At 67.6% G+C, this 17,511-nt stretch carries 14 protein-coding genes and 1 tRNA gene; 13 read left to right on the plus strand and 2 right to left on the minus strand.

The genetic code is table 11. The annotated features are described in order from the left end of the window. Positions 1–77 precede the first annotated feature (77 nt). Positions 78–1,910: a DEAD/DEAH box helicase gene (locus tag ACZ6IE_RS07800; protein WP_464608609.1), complete on the plus strand. Its 1,833-nt coding sequence runs from the start codon at positions 78–80 to the stop codon at positions 1,908–1,910. A 197-nt stretch (positions 1,911–2,107) separates the two neighbouring features. Here ACZ6IE_RS07800 and ACZ6IE_RS07805 read toward each other — a convergent pair. Continuing rightward, positions 2,108–2,191 (minus strand) — tRNA-Leu (locus ACZ6IE_RS07805). 107 nt (positions 2,192–2,298) lie between these two features. On the opposite strand from ACZ6IE_RS07805, the gene ACZ6IE_RS07810 reads away from it, so the two are divergent. The 3 genes from ACZ6IE_RS07810 to mshC are packed head-to-tail and all read left to right on the plus strand — an operon-like array spanning position 2,299 to position 5,864. After that, positions 2,299–3,627 (plus strand): M20/M25/M40 family metallo-hydrolase, encoded by a 1,329-nt coding sequence (locus ACZ6IE_RS07810; protein ID WP_464607458.1) that lies wholly within the window; start codon positions 2,299–2,301, stop codon positions 3,625–3,627. 22 nt (positions 3,628–3,649) lie between these two features. Then, a complete protein-coding gene (locus tag ACZ6IE_RS07815) occupies positions 3,650–4,504 on the plus strand; it encodes an undecaprenyl-diphosphate phosphatase (RefSeq protein WP_445995900.1) in 855 nt (284 codons plus the stop codon). Between the two features lie 49 nt (positions 4,505–4,553). Then, complete coding sequence (gene mshC / locus ACZ6IE_RS07820) at positions 4,554–5,864, plus strand: cysteine--1-D-myo-inosityl 2-amino-2-deoxy-alpha-D-glucopyranoside ligase (protein ID WP_464607459.1); 1,311 nt, start codon at positions 4,554–4,556, stop codon at positions 5,862–5,864. Between the two features lie 114 nt (positions 5,865–5,978). Here mshC and ACZ6IE_RS07825 read toward each other — a convergent pair whose 3' ends face one another. Next, the gene (locus ACZ6IE_RS07825; RefSeq protein WP_464607460.1) at positions 5,979–7,064 is read right to left on the minus strand and encodes a proteasome assembly chaperone family protein; all 1,086 of its coding nucleotides are present in this window, start codon (positions 7,062–7,064) and stop codon (positions 5,979–5,981) included. A gap of 91 nt (positions 7,065–7,155) precedes the next feature. Here ACZ6IE_RS07825 and ACZ6IE_RS07830 point away from each other — a divergent pair, with 91 nt between their 5' ends. The 9 genes from ACZ6IE_RS07830 (at position 7,156) to lnt (ending at position 17,441) form a co-directional block, all read left to right on the plus strand. Beyond that, positions 7,156–7,848, plus strand: a complete 693-nt coding sequence (locus ACZ6IE_RS07830) for an HAD family hydrolase (RefSeq protein WP_464607461.1) — start codon at positions 7,156–7,158, stop codon at positions 7,846–7,848. Between the two features lie 8 nt (positions 7,849–7,856). Continuing rightward, positions 7,857–9,005 (plus strand): tRNA (adenine-N1)-methyltransferase, encoded by a 1,149-nt coding sequence (locus ACZ6IE_RS07835; RefSeq protein ID WP_464607462.1) that lies wholly within the window; start codon positions 7,857–7,859, stop codon positions 9,003–9,005. A 70-nt stretch (positions 9,006–9,075) separates the two neighbouring features. Continuing rightward, on the plus strand, positions 9,076–9,993 hold the full coding sequence (locus ACZ6IE_RS07840; RefSeq protein WP_464607463.1) for an FKBP-type peptidyl-prolyl cis-trans isomerase: 918 nt from the start codon (positions 9,076–9,078) through the stop codon (positions 9,991–9,993). A gap of 29 nt (positions 9,994–10,022) precedes the next feature. Next, positions 10,023–11,054: a helix-turn-helix transcriptional regulator gene (locus tag ACZ6IE_RS07845; protein WP_464607464.1), complete on the plus strand. Its 1,032-nt coding sequence runs from the start codon at positions 10,023–10,025 to the stop codon at positions 11,052–11,054. Then, on the plus strand, positions 11,044–12,036 hold the full coding sequence (locus ACZ6IE_RS07850; RefSeq protein WP_464607465.1) for a helix-turn-helix transcriptional regulator: 993 nt from the start codon (positions 11,044–11,046) through the stop codon (positions 12,034–12,036). Before ACZ6IE_RS07845 ends, ACZ6IE_RS07850 begins: the two co-directional genes overlap by 11 nt. 97 nt (positions 12,037–12,133) lie before the next feature. Further along, positions 12,134–12,556 (plus strand): twin-arginine translocase TatA/TatE family subunit, encoded by a 423-nt coding sequence (locus ACZ6IE_RS07855; protein WP_464607466.1) that lies wholly within the window; start codon positions 12,134–12,136, stop codon positions 12,554–12,556. Positions 12,557–12,596: 40 nt separating this feature from the next. Beyond that, positions 12,597–13,346, plus strand: coding sequence for a twin-arginine translocase subunit TatC (gene tatC / locus ACZ6IE_RS07860; RefSeq protein ID WP_464608610.1), 750 nt, complete (start codon positions 12,597–12,599; stop codon positions 13,344–13,346). Next, the gene (locus tag ACZ6IE_RS07865; protein WP_464607467.1) at positions 13,343–15,772 is read left to right on the plus strand and encodes a DEAD/DEAH box helicase; all 2,430 of its coding nucleotides are present in this window, start codon (positions 13,343–13,345) and stop codon (positions 15,770–15,772) included. The genes tatC and ACZ6IE_RS07865 overlap by 4 nt, the downstream gene beginning before the upstream one ends. A gap of 55 nt (positions 15,773–15,827) precedes the next feature. Next, positions 15,828–17,441 carry an apolipoprotein N-acyltransferase gene (gene lnt, locus ACZ6IE_RS07870; RefSeq protein WP_464607468.1) on the plus strand — a complete coding sequence of 538 codons (1,614 nt, stop codon included), beginning with the start codon at positions 15,828–15,830 and terminating at the stop codon, positions 17,439–17,441. Positions 17,442–17,511: the final 70 nt, after the last annotated feature.

The raw sequence follows: 17,511 nt of genomic DNA on the forward strand, positions 1-17,511 counted from the left end.
GGCCGTCAAGTGTAGAGCCCAGCCCGAATGTCGGTGGGGCTCGGGTAGGATTTCGTCTAGTGAGCGCAGAGTTGTCGATGAGTGGATCAGAGGGGCCGGGCCTCGGCACCTCGGCTGCCGAACACCTCTCGCCCGCGTTCCCCGAGCGGGCCGCCTGGGGCACCGCCTCCAAGCTGCGGGCCTGGCAGGCCGAAGCACTCGAGGCCTATTTCGTGTCCGAGCCGCGCGACTTCCTCGCCGCCGCCACCCCCGGCGCCGGAAAGACGACATTCGCGCTGCGCCTCGCGGCCGAGCTGCTGGCGCGCCGGGCCATCGACCGCATCACGGTCGTCGCCCCCACCGAGCACCTGAAACGGCAGTGGGCCGACGCCGCTCACCGTGCCGGCATCCGCCTCGACCCCATGTTCTCCAACGCCGCGGGCACCTACGGTCGGCATTACCACGGCGTCGCGGTCACTTACGCGCAGGTCGCCGTGCGCGCGGCGCTGCACCGCACCATCACCGAGTCCCGGCGCACACTCGTCATCCTCGACGAGGTGCACCACGGTGGCGACGCGCTCAGCTGGGGCGATGCCATCCGAGAAGCTTTCGAGCCCGCCACGCGGCGCCTGTTGCTCACGGGAACGCCGTTCCGCAGCGACACCGCGCCCATTCCCTTCGTCACCTACGCGCCCGACGAGAAGGGCATCCGCACGTCGCAGACCGACTACAACTACGGCTACGGTCGTGCCCTCAAGGACGGCGTCGTGCGCCCCGTGCTCTTCATGGTCTATGCCGGCCACATGCGCTGGCGCACCAAGGCGGGCGACGAGATGGAGGCCCGTCTCGGCGAGGGCAACACCAAAGACATCACGGGGCAGGCCTGGCGCACGGCCCTGAACCCCGAGGGCGAGTGGATTCCCGCGGTGCTGCGCTCGGCCGACCGCCGCCTGAGCGAGGTGCGTCAACAGATTCCGGATGCCGGTGGCCTCGTCATCGCCACCGACCACGTCGCGGCGCGCGCCTACGCCGCCATCCTGAAAGAGATCACGGGGGAGTACCCCACGGTCGTGCTGTCCGACGAGAAGGAAGCGTCCGACCGCATCGACGAGTTCTCGAGCGGAACCTCGCGATGGATGGTGGCCGTGCGCATGGTGTCCGAGGGCGTCGACGTGCCGCGGCTGTCCGTCGGCGTCTATGCGACCTCGTCCTCGACGCCGCTGTTCTTCGCGCAGGCCATCGGACGCTTCGTGCGGGCGCGCCGACGCGGTGAGACGGCATCCATCTTCTTGCCCAATGTGCCCAACCTGATGGCGCTGGCCAACACCATGGAGCTCGAGCGCGACCACGCTCTCGACCGCCCCACCAAGGAGGGTGAGGAGGGCGACCTCTACAACCCCGAGGACGCCATGGTGGCGGCCGCGAACCGCGAGGAGAAGGCCTCGGATTCGCTGACGAGCGAGTTCAGCTACGAGGCTCTGTCGTCCGAGGCCACGTTCGACCGTGTCGTCTATGAGGGCGCCGAGTTCGGCACGCTGGCCCAGCCCGACACCGACGAGGAGCTCGACTTCATCGGCCTGCCGGGTCTGCTCGAACCCGAGCAGGTGCACGAATTGCTGCAGCAGCGGCAGGCGCGTCAGGCGAAGCGTCAGTCCACCCGTCGCAAGACAGGCATCTCGGATGCCGCGGGCGGCGACTCGGCGGCCGGTGGCGGCTCCGACATTCCCCCGCCGCTCTACCGCACCCTGAAGGAGCAGCGCAGCCTGCTGAACAGCCTCGTGGGCCTCTGGGCCAAGAACACGGGCGAACCGCACGGCCTCGTGCATGCCGAGCTGCGGCGCGCGTGCGGCGGACCCGCTGTGCCCCAGGCCAGCGTCACGCAGCTGCAGGCGCGCATCGACTACCTGCGCAAACGCCTCAACCACCACTGAGCGCCCCGCCCGCGCACGGCGGACCAGGCATTCGCGCAAGCGCCCTGAAACGCACCGATGACTGTCTGGTCGTGCCGCGGGCCGTGACCGCACCATCTCTTGCGTGCCACGCCGCGCAGATATCGTGTCGCCCAACGGGCGAACCATGGACGCATAGAAAAAGCGGCTGGAATAAATTCCAGCCGCTTTTTCGATCGTGCGCGAAGGGGGACTTGAACCCCCACGCCCTTTCGGGCACTAGCACCTCAAGCTAGCGCGTCTGCCATTTCCGCCACCCGCGCATTTCGATCGGCTCCGATATGTTTCCGGCGCCGAGATAAGACGATAGCACGGATTTGGAGTGCGTTTACACGCTGGACACCTTCTCCAGCCGCGATAGCGTTGAGTCATGACGGATGCGGCAAACGAAACCCCTGAGAGCGACGCAAATCTCGACCGCACGGCGGTTATTGCACGAGATTTGATCCGATTCGACACCACGAACTATGGCGGGGGAAAGTCCAACGGCGAGACCGTTGCGGCCGAATACCTCGAAGACTTGCTCACGAAAGCGGGCCTGAAGCCCGAGATGCACGACGCGGCTCCTGGCCGCACGAGCGTCATCGCCCGCGTGAAGGGGCGCGACAGCTCCAAGGGTGCCCTGGTGGTTCACGGCCACACGGACGTCGTGCCGGCCGATCCGGCGAACTGGACCGTCGACCCGTTCTCGGGCGACATCAAGGACGGTCTGCTGTGGGGCCGCGGCGCCGTCGACATGAAGAACATGGATGCCATGATCATGGCGTCGCTCGAAGACATCCTCGGTTCTGGCCGCCAGCCCGAGCGCGATCTGGTCGTTGCGTTCTTCTCGGACGAGGAGAACGGCGGCGTGTTCGGTTCGCACTACATGGTCGAGAACCACGCGCACCTGTTCGAGGGCGCAACCGAGGCCATCAGCGAGGTGGGCGGTTATTCGATCACCATGGACGGCAAACGCGCCTACCTGCTGCAGACGGGTGAAAAGGCCCTCATCTGGATCAAGCTCATCGCCCGGGGTCGCGCGGCTCACGGTTCGCGCCTGGCGCCCGACAACGCCATCACGGCGCTGGCCGAGGCGATCGCCAAGATCGGCCGCCGCGAGTGGCCCATCAAGCTCAACGAGACCACGTCGCAGCTGCTGGGCGAGGTGGCGCGCATCCTGGGTGTCGACCCGCAGCGTGTGGGCCCCGACGAGCTGGCTCTGGCAACGGGCACGGCCTCGGGCTTCGTGCAGGCGTCTCTCCGCACGACCAGCAACCCGACGCTCCTGAACGCCGGGTACAAGCACAACGTCATCCCCGACACGGCCGAGGCGCTCGTCGACATCCGCTGCCTGCCGGGCGACGAGGAGCAGGTGCTGGCCGAGATCCGCGAGCTCATCGGGCCCGACATCGAGATCGTGACCATGCACCGCGACATCGGCCTCGAGAACGAGTTCTCCGGGCCGCTCATCGAGGCCGTGACGTCGTCGCTCGGCAAGCACGACCCGGGCGCGCCTGTGCTGCCCTACATGCTGTCGGGTGGCACCGACAATAAGGCGCTCAGTCTGCTCGGCATCACGGGATACGGCTTCGCGCCGCTCAAACTGCCGGCCGACATGGACTTCCCCGGCATGTTCCACGGCGTTGACGAGCGCGTGCCGCTCGACGCGCTAGTGTTTGGCAGGCAGGTTTTGACCGACCTGCTCCTGACCTACTGAGCCACCCTGGAGCTTGCCGAACGTGGATTTCCTGAACGCCATCATCCTGGGCTTCGTCCAGGGTTTGACCGAATTCCTGCCCATCTCGTCGAGCGCGCACCTCAGCATCGTGGGCGAGTTCCTGCTCGACGGTCGCGACCCGGGTGCGCGGTTCACCGCCATCACGCAGATCGGCACCGAGCTGGCGGTCGTGATCTTCTTCTGGCGTGACATCACGCGCATCATCGGCGCCTGGTTCAAGGCCCTGTTCGGCAAGATCCCGCGGTCCGACCCCGACGCGCGCATGGGATGGCTGATCATCATCGGCTCGATCCCCATCGTCGTCATCGGCCTGTTCTTCCAGGACGCCATCGAGACGAGCCTGCGATCGCTCTGGATCACGGCCACCATGCTCATCGTCTTCGGCGTGCTGCTCGGCATCGCCGACTACGTGGGCGCCAAGAAGCGCAAGCTCAAAGACCTCACCTACGGCCACGGCGTCGTCTACGGATTCGCCCAGGCCCTCGCCGTCATCCCCGGTGTCTCCCGCTCGGGCGGCACCATCACGGCCGGTCTGTTCATGGGCTACGAGCGCGCCGCGGCGGCCCGCTACGCCTTCCTGCTCGCCATCCCCGCCGTTCTCGGTTCGGGTTTCTACCAGGTTTACAAGAGCATCGCCAAGCCGTGCCTCGAGGGTGCCACCAACTGCACCCCCGACGTCTTCGGCCCGCTCGAGACGCTTGTCGCCACCGTGATCGCGTTCGGAGTCGGCCTCGTCGTCATCGCGTTCTTCATGAGCTACATCTCGAAGCGCAGCTTCCTGCCGTTCGTGATCTACCGCATCGCCCTCGGCGCCGCGCTCATGATCCTGCTCGGCACGGGCGTCATCACGGCCTAGTCGTCGCTGCACGTCGGCGGGGCGGATGCCGCGGGCTTAGGCTTGAGCAGTGAAATCTTGGCCGCGTCCCACCGTTCCCGTCCTGCCCGGCACCTCCGAAGCCCCGTGTCTCTTCGACACGGCCACAGGCGAACTCGTCTGGGCGCACACGGGTGACGTCGCGCGGCTCTACGTGTGCGGCATCACGCCCTACGACGCCACCCACATGGGCCACGCGTCCACCTATCTGGCCTTCGACACGCTGCAGCGCGTATGGCTCGACGCCGGCCTCGAGGTCCACTACGCGCAGAACGTGACCGATGTCGACGACCCGCTGCTCGAGCGTGCCGCGGCCACCAACGTCGACTGGCGCGACCTGGCGGCCGAGCAGGTCGACCTGTTCCGCACCGATATGGCGAGCCTCAGCATCCTGCCGCCCGACGACTACGTGGCCGTCACCGAGGTCATCGAGCCCATCGCGGATGCCGTGAACACCCTGCTCGAAAAGGGTGCGGCCTACCGCGTCGACACGCCCGACAGCTCGACGGGCGACGACATCTACTTCGACACGCAGAAAGCCGCCGAGCTGTCGCCGTGGCACCTCGGCCAGGAGACGAACCTCGACCTCGCCACGATGGAGCGTTTCTTCGCCGAGCGCGGCGGCGACCCCGACCGCGCCGGCAAACGCCACACGCTCGACCCGCTGCTCTGGCGTGCCCACCGCGAGGGTGAGCCCTCCTGGTCGACAGCCGTCGGCGAGGGGCGCCCCGGCTGGCACATCGAGTGTTCGGTCATCGCGCTCGATGCGCTGGGCGCCGATTTCACGGTGCAGGGCGGCGGCAGCGACCTGGTGTTCCCGCACCACGACCTGAGCGCCGGCCACGCGGCCGTGCTCTCGGGGCACCCGCTCGCGCGCGTCTTCGCCCACGCGGGCATGGTCGCCTACGAGGGCGAGAAGATGTCGAAATCGCTCGGCAACCTCGTGCTCGTCTCGAAAGTGCGCGCCGCCGGCGTCGACCCCCGCGCCATCCGCCTGACGATCCTCGCGCACCACTACCGCAGCGACTGGGAGTGGACCGACGAGGCCCTCACCACGGCCACGCAGCGCCTGCTGTCCTGGATGTCGGCGGCCCGACGCTCGCGGGCCACCTCGGCCGATTCGCTCGACGAATCCCGCGCGGTCGAGCTGCTGGCTCCGCTGCGACACGCCCTCGCGGGCGACCTCGACACACCGTCGGCGCTCACGATTCTGGACGAACTCTTCGACAGCGGCGAGGATGCCGTCGTCTCGCTCGCTGCCCGCGCGTCGGACGCCCTTCTGGGCGTATCGCTCGAGCACGCGACCGTGCCCGCCGCGGCCACCGCCGGTCTCACCGCCTAAGCAAAACCGCGGCCATCGCCGTCCTCACCGCCGGCCTCACCGCTGGCCTCACCGCTGGCCTCACCGCCTAAGCGAAACAGGCGGCCCCGAGGCTCGAAGGGTAAAAGCGGAGGGTTACGGGGTTTCTTCGTCGCCTTCGCCGGGAGCGTTCGTGGTTCCGTCCGGCTCCGCATCCGCGTCCTCCGTGGGAGCACCATGCTGAGGGTCTGATGCGTCGCCGGTCTCGGCGTCGCCATTTGCCTGGGGTGCGGCGCCACCCGCGGGCCGGTCGCGCGCGGGGCCTTCGGAACGCTGCCCGGCCTTGTTGTCACGCACGTCGGCGCGATCATCCGACTTGCGCAAGTATTGCTCGAACTCGCGTGCGATCGCCTCACCGGATGCCTCGGGCGACTCGACCGTGTCGCGCGCCTGCTCGAGCCCGCGGATGTAGGCGGCCATATCTTCGTCTTCGCCGGCCAACACGTCGATGCCGGTCTCCCAGTCGCGCGCGTCGTCCATGAGTGAACCCCGGGGGATCACGACATCCACGATCTCTTCGAGTTTGTCGATGAGCGCGAGCATGGCCTTGGGCGACGGCGCGTTCTGCACGTAGTGGGGGACCGATGCCCACAGAGACACCGTGGCGATGCCCGTGGATTCGGCTGCCTCGCCGAGCACACTGAGGATGCCGACGGGGCCCTCGTAGGTGCTGCGCTCGATGTCGAGCTCGCGGCGGATGTCGGCGTTCTCGCTCGACAGGAACACCGAGATCGGGCGGGTGTGCGGCACATCGGCGAGCATCGATCCGAGGAACACGATTGCCGAGACATCCGCCGCCAGTGCCGCGTCGATGATCTCGGCCGCGAAGGCTTTCCAGCTGCGCGACGGCTCGGTGCCGATGAGCAGGTAGACGTTGTTGCCGTTGTCGCCCGAGATCTGCATCTCGGCGTCGTCGGCCAGCAGCTCGCTGTCGGAGAGCGCGGGGTTCTCGGGGCCGTAGAGCACGGCACCCGGCCATTCGAGGCTGCGCGACCCGTCGTCGTTCGAGGTGATGACGGGGCGGTTGAACTGGTAGTCGTAGTAGAGCTCGGGATCGACCTCGGTGATGGGGGAGAGCTCGAGCTGCTCCTTGAGTGTCTTCACGGCACCGGTCGCCGCCTCTCCGGCGTCGTTCCAGCCCTCGAAAGCGACCACGAGCAGTCGGCCGTTCAGCATCCCCATAGGCGTTTGTCTCCTCCAGCAATCCCGCGCGGGTCGCCCCGACGCTCCCTCCACAATAGGCCGTTCGCAGAACCCAGTAGCATTGAACCCCGTGACTACTTCTCTGCCTGCCGCCGTTCTCTGGGACATGGATGGAACCCTCGTCGACACCGAGCCCTATTGGATGTCGGCCGAGAAGGTTCTCGTGTCCTCCTACGGTGGAACGTGGACCGACGCCGACGGCCTGACACTCGTCGGCAAGGGCCTGTGGGACAGCGCGCAGATCTTGCAAGACCGCGGCGTCGACCTGTCGGCCGACGAGATCGTCTCCACGCTCACGTCGAAGGTCATCGAGCAGCTCGAGAGCGACGGCGTGCCGTTCCAGCCGGGGGCCCGCGAGCTGCTGGCCGAGCTGAAGGAGGCGGGGGTTCCGACGGCCCTCGTCACCATGTCGATCCGGCCCATGGCCGAAAAGGTCGCGTCGCTCATCCCGTTCGACGCTTTCGACCTCGTGGTCTCGGGCGAAGAGGTAGACAACGCGAAGCCGCACCCCGAGCCCTATTTGAAGGCCGCGCGCCTGTTGGGCGTCGACATCCTCGACTGCGTCGCCATCGAGGACTCCGAGCCCGGCATCGCCTCTGCCGTCGCCTCCGGCGCCGCGACCATCGGCGTGCCGCACGCCGTGCCCGTCGCCCCGCGCCCCGACTTCACGTCGCGCGACACGCTCGCGGGTGCCACGCTCGCCGAGCTGACAGGCATCCTCGAGGCGCACCGCGCCGCCCGCACCACGACCACCAGCCGATAGGACCACCGATGACCCACACCGACCCTGCGGCCGAGGCCCCGCGCTACAGCCCCCAGCCGAGCGGCCCGTTCGTTCCCGGCGACCGCGTGCAGCTCACGGGCCCCAAGGGCAAGATGAACACCATCACGCTCGAGCCGGGCAAGGAGTTCCACACGCACCGCGGGGCTGTGAAGCACGACGACATCATCGGCCTGCCCGACGGCAGCGTCATCACCAACACCGTCGGCGTCGAATATCTCGCCCTGCGGCCGCTGCTCGTCGACTTCGTCATGTCGATGCCGCGCGGCGCCGCCATCATCTATCCGAAGGATGCCGCGCAGATTATCGCGCAGGCCGACATCTTCCCCGGGGCGTCGGTCGTCGAGGCCGGCGTCGGATCGGGCGCGCTCTCGCTCTGGCTGCTGCGCGCCATCGGGCCCACCGGCACGCTCTCCTCCTATGAGCGCCGCGACGAATTCGCCGACGTGGCCCGCGACAACGTGGCCACGTTCTTCGGCGACGACCCCACCAACTGGACCATCACGGTCGGCGACCTGCAGGAGCAGCTGCCGCTCACGCAGAAGCCCGGCTCGGTCGACCGCGTCGTGCTCGACATGCTGGCACCCTGGGAATGCATCGGCGAGGCGGCCGACGCCATGAAGCCCGGTGGAGTCATCCTCTGCTACGTCGCCACCGTCACGCAGCTGTCCCGCGTGGCCGAGGCGCTGCGCGACACCGAGCGGTTCACCAACCCGATCTCGAGCGAGACCATGGTGCGCGGTTGGCATGTCGAGGGTCTCGCTGTGCGCCCCGAACACCGCATGATCGGGCACACCGGTTTCCTCATCACCGCTCGCAAGCTGGCCGACGGCACCGTGCTGCCCGAGCTCAAGCGCCGCCCCTCGAAGACCGATTTCAGCGATGAAGATGTCGAGATCTGGACGCCGGGCGCGCTCGGCGAACGCAACGTGAGCGCCAAGAGCCTGCGGAAGCGCGTGCGTGCGGCCCGGACATCCGCCGATCTGTCGCGTTCGCGCGGCGTGGACCCCGAGGCGGACATCGAGACGGGGATCGAGACGGGGATCGACGCGGCGCCGGAAACCGGTTCGGTCGAGGCTCCGTTCGACGTGAACCCGGGCGGCGTCGACGCGGTCACGCCCGACGACCCGCGCGACTAAACTATGCGAGGCGGCCCGCTGCATGCGGTGACGCCCACCCCCGACACTCTCTGCACCGAAACGAGGCATTGTGCGCAAAGTCCCCGCACTGATCGCGACCGCCGGACTCGCCGCTGTGGCGCTGACAGGCTGCGCGCCGGCCGGAGGGTCGTCCTGCACGCCCGCCGCGCCCGCGGGTGACGCTTCTCGTCTCGTGCAGGCCTCGGGCGACTTCGGCAAGACCCCGAAGGTCGACTTCCCGACGCCGCTCGACGCCCAGAAGACCGAGGCCTCGACGGCGATCGCGGGCGACGGTGAGCGCATCATCTCGAACGACCAGCTCATCACGCTCGACATCGCGCTCTACAACGGCACGACGGGCGCATCCGTCACGTCGACCGGTTTCACGGGCGAAGCCGCCTCCATCCCGCAGTCCGACCTGCTGCCCGGCATGCGCGATGCCCTGCACTGCGCCGTCGCCGGTTCGCGCGTCGTCGCCGTGATCCCCGGTGCCGAGGCGTTCGGTGAGGCCGGCAACCCGGCCGCCGGCGTCAACGCGGGCGACTCCGTCATCGCCGTCATGGATGTGCAAGACGTGTACCTCTCGAAGGCCGATGGTGCCGACCAGTACGTCTGGGAGTCCGGATTCCCCACCGTCGTCACCGACGAGAATGGCGTCCCCGGCCTCACCATCCCGAAGTCCGACCCGCCCAAGGATCTGAAGTACGTCGCCCTGAAGAAGGGTGACGGCGCCAAGGTCACGAAGGATTCGACGATCTACGTGCAGGCGCTCATCGCCGACTGGAAGACCCGCGAGGTCACGCAGTCGACGTGGACGTCCGAGGGTGGCGCCCAGCCGCTGCCCGTCGCACAGCTGCAGGCCGGAATCCAGGACGCTCTCGTCGGTCAGACCGTCGGTTCGCAGGTGCTCCTCATCCTGCCGCCGGCCGAGGGCGCTCAGAGCGACTCGACCACCGTCTGGGTCATCGACATCCTGGGCATCCAGTAACACCGAGAGCAATCAGCGGGGAGCCGTCCGTGGCAGAACGTTCCGCCTCACCGCGCATCGCGGTCGAGGAGCGCCTGTTCTCGCTCGTGCTCGCGCTGCTCGCCACCGAGCAGGGCCTCACGAAGACCGAGGTCCTGTCGACCGTGCAGGGGTACCGGCAGAAGTTCGTGGTCGGAGGCGATAACACGAGCCTCGAGCGCCAATTCGAGCGCGATAAGGACGACATCCGCGAGCTCGGCATCCCGCTCGAGACGATCGAGGCGCCCGAGAGTTCGGGCAACAACCAGTTGCTGCGCTACCTGATTCCCAAGGGCGCCTACGATCTGCCGGCCGACATCACGTTCTCGTCGGCCGAGATCGCGATGCTGTCTCTCGCGGCGACCGTGTGGCGACAGGGTTCGCTGTCGGGGGAGTCGCAGCGCGCCATCCTCAAACTGCGATCGCTCGGTATCGAGTCGACCGAACCCGTCATCGGCTATGCGCCGCGCGTCCGCACACGCGAGAACGCCTTCGACCCCCTGCGCACGGCGCTCGACCGGCACCAGGTGGTGACGTTCGTCTACGTCAAACCCGGGGGGAGCGCGCCGCGGCTGCGCACCGTGCATCCGCTCGCGCTCGTGCAATATCGCGGCCGCTGGCATCTGTCGGCCTACGACGAGGGCGTGAAAGACCGCCGCACGTTCCTTCTCTCGCGCATCGTCGGCGTGGTGAAGGTGAAGAACCGCACGTTCGAGGTGCCCTCCGAGACCGGTTTGGCCGAACGCGCGCTCGACGAACTCGACGCACTCTGGCAGGCGAACGTGGCCCGCGTGCGCGTGACCCCGGGCAGCGACGCCGAAGCCCGTCTCGGCAAACGCGGCACCCGCGTCGATGCGGATGTGGGTGAGCCCACGATCGAGCTGCACTACACGGATGTCGACCTCCTCGCCGACGAGCTTGCGGGCTACGGGCCCGAGGCTGAAGCCGTGTCTCCCGAGCGGCTGCGCGCGGGCGTCATCGCGCGGCACCGGCGCACGCTCGAGGCACACGCACCCACCGACGGAGGCAGTCATGGCCAGTAGGACCCCGGCCCCGCAGGCCCGAGACAAACTCGCCTTTCTGCTGTCGTTCGTGCCTTACCTGATGGACATCGAGCGTGTGAGCGTGGCCGATGCCGCGGCCCACTTCGGCGTGCCCGCCGAGCAGATCCGGCAATCGGTGCGGCTCATCGCGGTATCGGGTGTGCCCGGCGAGACCACGTCCTACCAGCACGAAGACCTCTTCGACATCGACTGGACGGCTTTCGAAGAGCACGACGAGATCGCCCTCACGCACCAGGTCGCCATCGACGACTCGCCCCGGTTCTCGGCTCGCGAGGCCGCCGCGCTGATCGCCGGCCTGCAATACCTGTCGGCCCTGCCCGGTCAGAACGATCGCGCCGTGCTCGACTCGCTTCTGCTCAAGCTGTCGCGGGGCGCTTCCGGAGTGCCGAGCGAGGTGCTCGTCGGGCGAGCCGTCGTCGACTCATCCCTGGATGAAATCCGAGCCGCGCTCACCGACGGACGACGCATCGAGTTCGTCTACCTGAACTCGCGCGGCGAACGCGAGGTGCGCTCGGTCGACCCGCTGCGCATCGAATCGGTCGACGAGGACTGGTACGTGCGGGGTTGGGATCATGCGCGCCGCGGCGTGCGCACGTTCCGACTCGACCGGTTGTCCGAACTGCGCACGACCGACATCCCGATCACGAAGACGCCCGCGGACGTCGCGCTGCCCGAAACGCTCTTCGAAGGGTCGGACGAGGACCTCGCAGTGTTGATCGAGGTCGAGGCCGACTCGGTTCCCCTCATCGCGGAGTACGTCGCGCCGGACACGCAGCCGGTGCCGCACGGCTCCCGTGTGCGCGTCGAGCTGCGGTTGGCGCATTACCACGGCCTCAAGCGCCTGGTGGCGAGCCTGCCGGGGGTCGTGCAGGTGCTCGAGCCCGACGAGGCACGGGATGCGGTGGCCGAATGGTCGAGGCAGGCGCTCGAACGCTATGGCGAGGCATCCTCGGTCGTGTGACGAGGCCGGGCCCGTCACCGAGAGACTGCGCAGAATCGGGCGGTCTCGGGCACCGCGGGTTAGACTGGAACGAACTTCGACAGTCAAGGAACGAATCATGGGTATTTTCGGCAACCTGACCGGATGGCACCTTCTCGCCATCGTCTTCCTCGTATTGCTTTTGTTCGGTGCTCCGAAGCTTCCGGGCCTCGCCAAGAGCGTCGGGCAGTCCCTCAAGATCTTCAAGAACGAGGTGAAGAGCGACAAGGTCGATGGTGACCACGCCGCTGCCGCCGACGCGCAGGTGCCCACGCAGCACACGAGCGCGCAGCAGGCCCCTGTTCAGCAGGCCCCCGTTCAGCAGGCACCGGCACAGCAGCCGGTTGCTCAGCCCTACGTCGTTCCGCAGGCACAGCAGGCTCCGCAGGCACCGCAGGCCGAGCCCGCGCCCGTTCTGAGCGCACCGCCGGTTCAGCCGGCTCCTCACGGTGAGGCGACTTCGGCGGGCGCGCAGAACGCCGAATCGCACCAGAAGAACTAGCGTGGCAACGGCCAAGCCGTCGAAAAACTCCGAAGGGCGCATGTCGTTCGGCGAGCACCTCGCCGAACTGCGCAAGCGCCTCTTCATCAGCGCCATCGCGATCCTGCTCGCGATGGTCGTCGGCTTCATCATCTCGGAGTGGCTGATCGACCAGATCGCCATTCCGATCACCGAGATCGCCGAAGAGCGTGGTCGAGCCGTCCTCAACTTCGACGCCATCACCGGTGCCTTCGACCTGCGCATGAAGGTCGCTTTCACGGCCGGTCTCGTCATCTCGAGCCCGGTATGGCTGTACCAGGTGTGGGCGTTCTTCGTGCCCGGCCTCACCCGCAAAGAGATCGCCTACGTGCTGGGCTTCTTCCTCTCGGCCATCCCGCTCTTCCTGGCCGGCTGTGCTGCCGGGTATTACGTCATGCCGCACATCGTCGAACTCATGGTGGGTTTCACGCCAGCCGACGCGTCGAACTTCTTCAACGCGGCCACATACTACGACTTCGTGTTGAAGCTCATCATCGCGGTCGGCATCGCCTTCGTGTTGCCCGTGTTCCTCGTGCTGCTCAACTTCGTCGGAGTGCTGAGTGCCGCCGCCATCATCAAGGGCTGGCGCGTGGCCGTGCTCGTCATCGCCCTCTTCTGCGCCGTCGCAACGCCGGCTGCTGACCTGGTGTCGATGTTCCTGCTCGCCATCCCCATGGTGTTCCTCTACTTCGTGGCTTACGGAGTGGCCTACCTGCACGATCGACGGGCCGCCAAACGGCAGAAGGTCCGGGAAGCGGAGTTGGTCGGATGAGTGACACCACGTTGTCGCCCTCGGAACGCTATGCGCGCGCCAAGAAGAACACATCGCTTGTGCGCGGGTTCCGAGACCGCCTCGAATTCGACCTGGATGCTTTCCAACTCGAGGCCTGCGCGAGCCTCGAGAAGGGGCGCAGCGTGCTCGTGGCCGCTCCCACGGGTGCCGGCAAGACCATCGTGGCCGAGTTCGCCGTCTACATGGCCATGGAACGCCGCTCCGACAAGGTCTTCTACACGGCGCCCATGAAGGCGCTCAGCAACCAAAAGTTCCAGGAATTCGTCGCCGAATACGGCCCCGAGAACGTGGGCCTGCTCACGGGCGATACCAACATCAACTCAAACGCGCGCATCGTGGTCATGACTACCGAGGTGCTGCGCAACATGCTCTACGCCGACAGCGACCTGCTCACCGACCTGAGCTTCGTCGTCATGGACGAGGTGCACTACCTGGCCGACCGGTTCCGCGGCGCGGTCTGGGAAGAAGTCATCATCCACCTGCCGCAGCAGGTGCGGCTCGTGTCGTTGAGCGCGACGGTCTCGAATGCCGAGGAGTTCGGCGACTGGCTGCAGGCCGTGCGCGGCGAGACCGACGTCATCGTTTCAGAGGAGCGCCCCGTGCCGCTCGACCAGCACGTGCTCATGGGCACCAAGCTGATCGACCTGTTCGCGGCCCCGTCCCTCGCCGACACCCACCAGGTCAACCCCGAGCTCGTGCGCATGGCCCAGTTCGGAGGCCGCACGGTCTCGAACCGCCAACACAAGGATGTCTCGCGCTACAACCAGCGCCGCTCGCAGTATCACCGTCCCGAGCGCATGGACCGCGGTGAGATCGCCCGCATGCTCGACGACCACAACCTGCTGCCCGCCATCTTCTTCGTCTTCAGCCGCGTGGGCTGCGATCAAGCCGTCAAACAGGTTCTGCGCTCGGGGGTGCGCCTCACCGAGACGCATGAGCGCGCCGAGATCCGTGAGATCGTCGAAGAGCGCTGCCGCACCCTGCTCGACGAAGACCTGGCCGTGCTCGGCTATTTCGAGTGGCTGGACGGCCTCGAGCGCGGCGTCGCGGCGCACCACGCCGGCATGCTGCCCGCGTTCAAAGAGGTCGTCGAAGAGCTCTTCCGCCGCAAATTGGTCAAGGTAGTTTTCGCCACCGAAACCCTGGCGCTCGGCATCAACATGCCCGCCCGCACGGTCGTGCTCGAGAAGCTCGAGAAGTTCAACGGCGAGGCACGCGTGCCCATCACGCCGGGGGAGTACACGCAGCTCACGGGGCGCGCCGGGCGTCGCGGCATCGATGTCGAGGGGCACGCCGTCATCCAGTGGCAGGAGGGGCTGCATCCGCAGTCTGTGGCGTCGCTCGCGTCTCGCCGCACCTACCCGCTGAACTCCAGTTTCAAGCCGACCTACAACATGGCCGTGAACCTGATCGATCAGTTCGGCCGGTCTCGCACCCGAGACATCCTCGAATCGTCGTTCGCGCAGTTCCAGGCCGACCGCGCCGTCGTGTCGATCGCGCAGAAGGTGCGGGAGCAGCAGAAGACGCTCGAGGGCTATCAGAAGGCCATGGAGTGCCACCTGGGCGACTTCTCCGAGTACGCGGCGATCCGGCGCGAGCTGAGCGACCTCGAACGCAGCGGTGAGCGCACCTCGAACTACTCGAAGGCCGCGCAGCAGCGGCGGCAGACCGCCCTCGCCGATCTGCGCCAGCGGTTGAAAAGCCATCCCTGTCACGGATGCTCCGACCGCGAGAAGCACGCGCGCTGGGCCGAACGCTGGTTCAAGCTCAAGAAGCAGACCGACCAGCTGGGGCGCCAGATCTCGACACGCACGGGAGCCGTGGCGAAGATCTTCGACCGCGTCACCGACGTGCTGCTCAACTACGAATACCTCGTGCGCGACCCCGACGGCGCCGTCGTGTTGAGCGCGGCCGGCCGCACCCTCAAGCGCATCTACGGCGAACGCGACCTGCTCGTGGCCGAGGCCCTGCGCCGCAACCTGTGGAACGACCTCGACCCGGCCAGCCTCGCCGCCATGGCCACGTGCATCGTGTTCGAACCGCGGCGCGACACCGGCAACCTGCCCGAGCGCTTCCTGCCGCGCGGCGCGTTCCGCGAGGCCCTGGCACGCACCGAGGACATCTGGTCGCGCCTCGACGACTACGAACGCGAGCACAAGCTGCCGGGCAGCGAGCCGCTCGCAACGGGGTTGAGCACGGCCATGTATCACTGGGCGCGCGGGCACACCCTCGACTCGGTGTTGACCGAGGCCGACCTCGCGGCGGGCGATTTCGTGCGCTGGACGAAGCAGACCATCGACCTGCTCGACCAGTTGTCGATCGTCGCCGACGGGGGAGTGGGGCGCAACGCCCGCGCCGCCCTCGAAGCAATTCGCCGAGGAATCGTCGCCTACAGCACGGTGTGATGCCGGCGCGGTCGAGCGTCAGAAACCGTCCGGTTTCGCACCGTAGGCTGATCAGGTGAACTCCCGCTCTCCCCGGCCCATCCTTCCCCTCTGGGCCGCCCTCATCGTCGCGGCCGGCGCGGGCATCGTGCTCGACGGCGGTTTTCCCGACCTCGGCATCTGGCCGCTCACGTTCGTGGGCATCGCGCTCATCCTCGTGACTCTCGTCGGCCGCCGGCTCGGCACGGCGTTCCTCGTCGGATTCGTCGCCAGCCTCGCGTTCTACCTCGTGCACGTCTCGTGGACGGCGCTCTACCTCGGCCCTGTGCCCTGGGTCGCGCTCTCCACGCTCGAGTCGCTCTTCTTCGCGGCCGGCGCCATGCTGCTCACGCTCGCCTACCGCTGGATTCCGCGCGTCTGGCCCCGCCGCCTCGGTCGCTACCTCCTCCTGCCCCTCGTCGTGGCGGGCCTCTGGACGCTGCGCGAAGAAATCGTCAGCACGTGGCCCTACGGCGGCTTCGCGTGGGGCCGCGTCGCCCTCAGCCAGTCGGAGAGCCCGCTCGCCGGTGTCGTCGCCTGGACGGGCGTCTCGGGTCTCAGCTTCCTCATGGTGCTGCTCGTCGCCGTCATCGTCGAGATCGTCCGCACTCCGCGCGAGAACACGATCGGGTGGGATGCCCGGGGCCGACGTCCCGCGTTCACCGGATCGGCCACGGCAGGGGTTTCCGCGCGCGTCGGTTATGTGCCGCGCATCACGGCCGCGGTCGCCGCGATCACGGTGCTCTTCGCCATTCCGTTGTGGCCCGTAGAGCAGACGGGGACGACGACGGTCGCCGCGGTTCAGGGCAACGGCAAGGCGGGGTACTTCGACGGAGCGGCACCGGGCGATGTGCTGGCGGCTCAGGCATCCGCGACCCTGGCGCTCATCGACAAGAACGTGCAGCCCGATATGGTCGTGTGGCCCGAGAACGGCAGCGACCTGAACCCGCTCGAAAACAAGCAGGCGGCCGATGTGCTCGACTATCTCGGCAACGCCCTGCGGGCCCCCCTGGTGGTCGGGACGATCACCGAAAACGAGGGCAAGTACTACAACTCGTCACTGCTCTGGGAGCCGGGCTACGGCTCGACCGACCAGTACGACAAGAAGCATCCCGTGCCCTTCGGCGAGTACGTGCCCGACCGCGCGTTCTGGGAACCCTTCGCGCCCGATCTGATCGGCCTCATCCAGCGCGAGTACACGCCGGGCACGCGCGACAACGTCTTCGACATCGGCGGCGTCATGGCGGGCCTGTCGATCTGCTTCGATATCGCGGATGACGCGCTCACCCGGGATGCCGTGCGCGACGGCGCCGAGGTCATCCTGGCCCAGACCAACAACGCCGACTTCGGCCGCACCGACGAGAACCAGCAGCAACTGGCGATCGCGCGACTGCGCAGCATCGAGACGGCGCGGAGCCTCGTCAATATTTCGACCGTGGGCACCAGCCAGATGATCGGGCCGCGAGGCGAGACGCTCAGCGAGATCCCCGCCTACGAACCCGGTTCGATGGTTGCGACTCTGCCGCTCGTGTCGACGATCACGCCCGCGATGGCGTTCGGCGCCCAACTCGCGTGGTTCGTGTCGCTCGGCGGGTTGCTCGGGCTCATCGTCGCCGGCATCTCGCAGCGCCCGAGTCGCCGTCGCGGCTGAGCGGCAGCTTTTGGGCACACAAAAACCGCGGTCCCGCCGAGAGGCGACGACCGCGGTCGATGAGTAGGGA

This window comes from Okibacterium sp. AC114 (assembly GCF_979253355.1).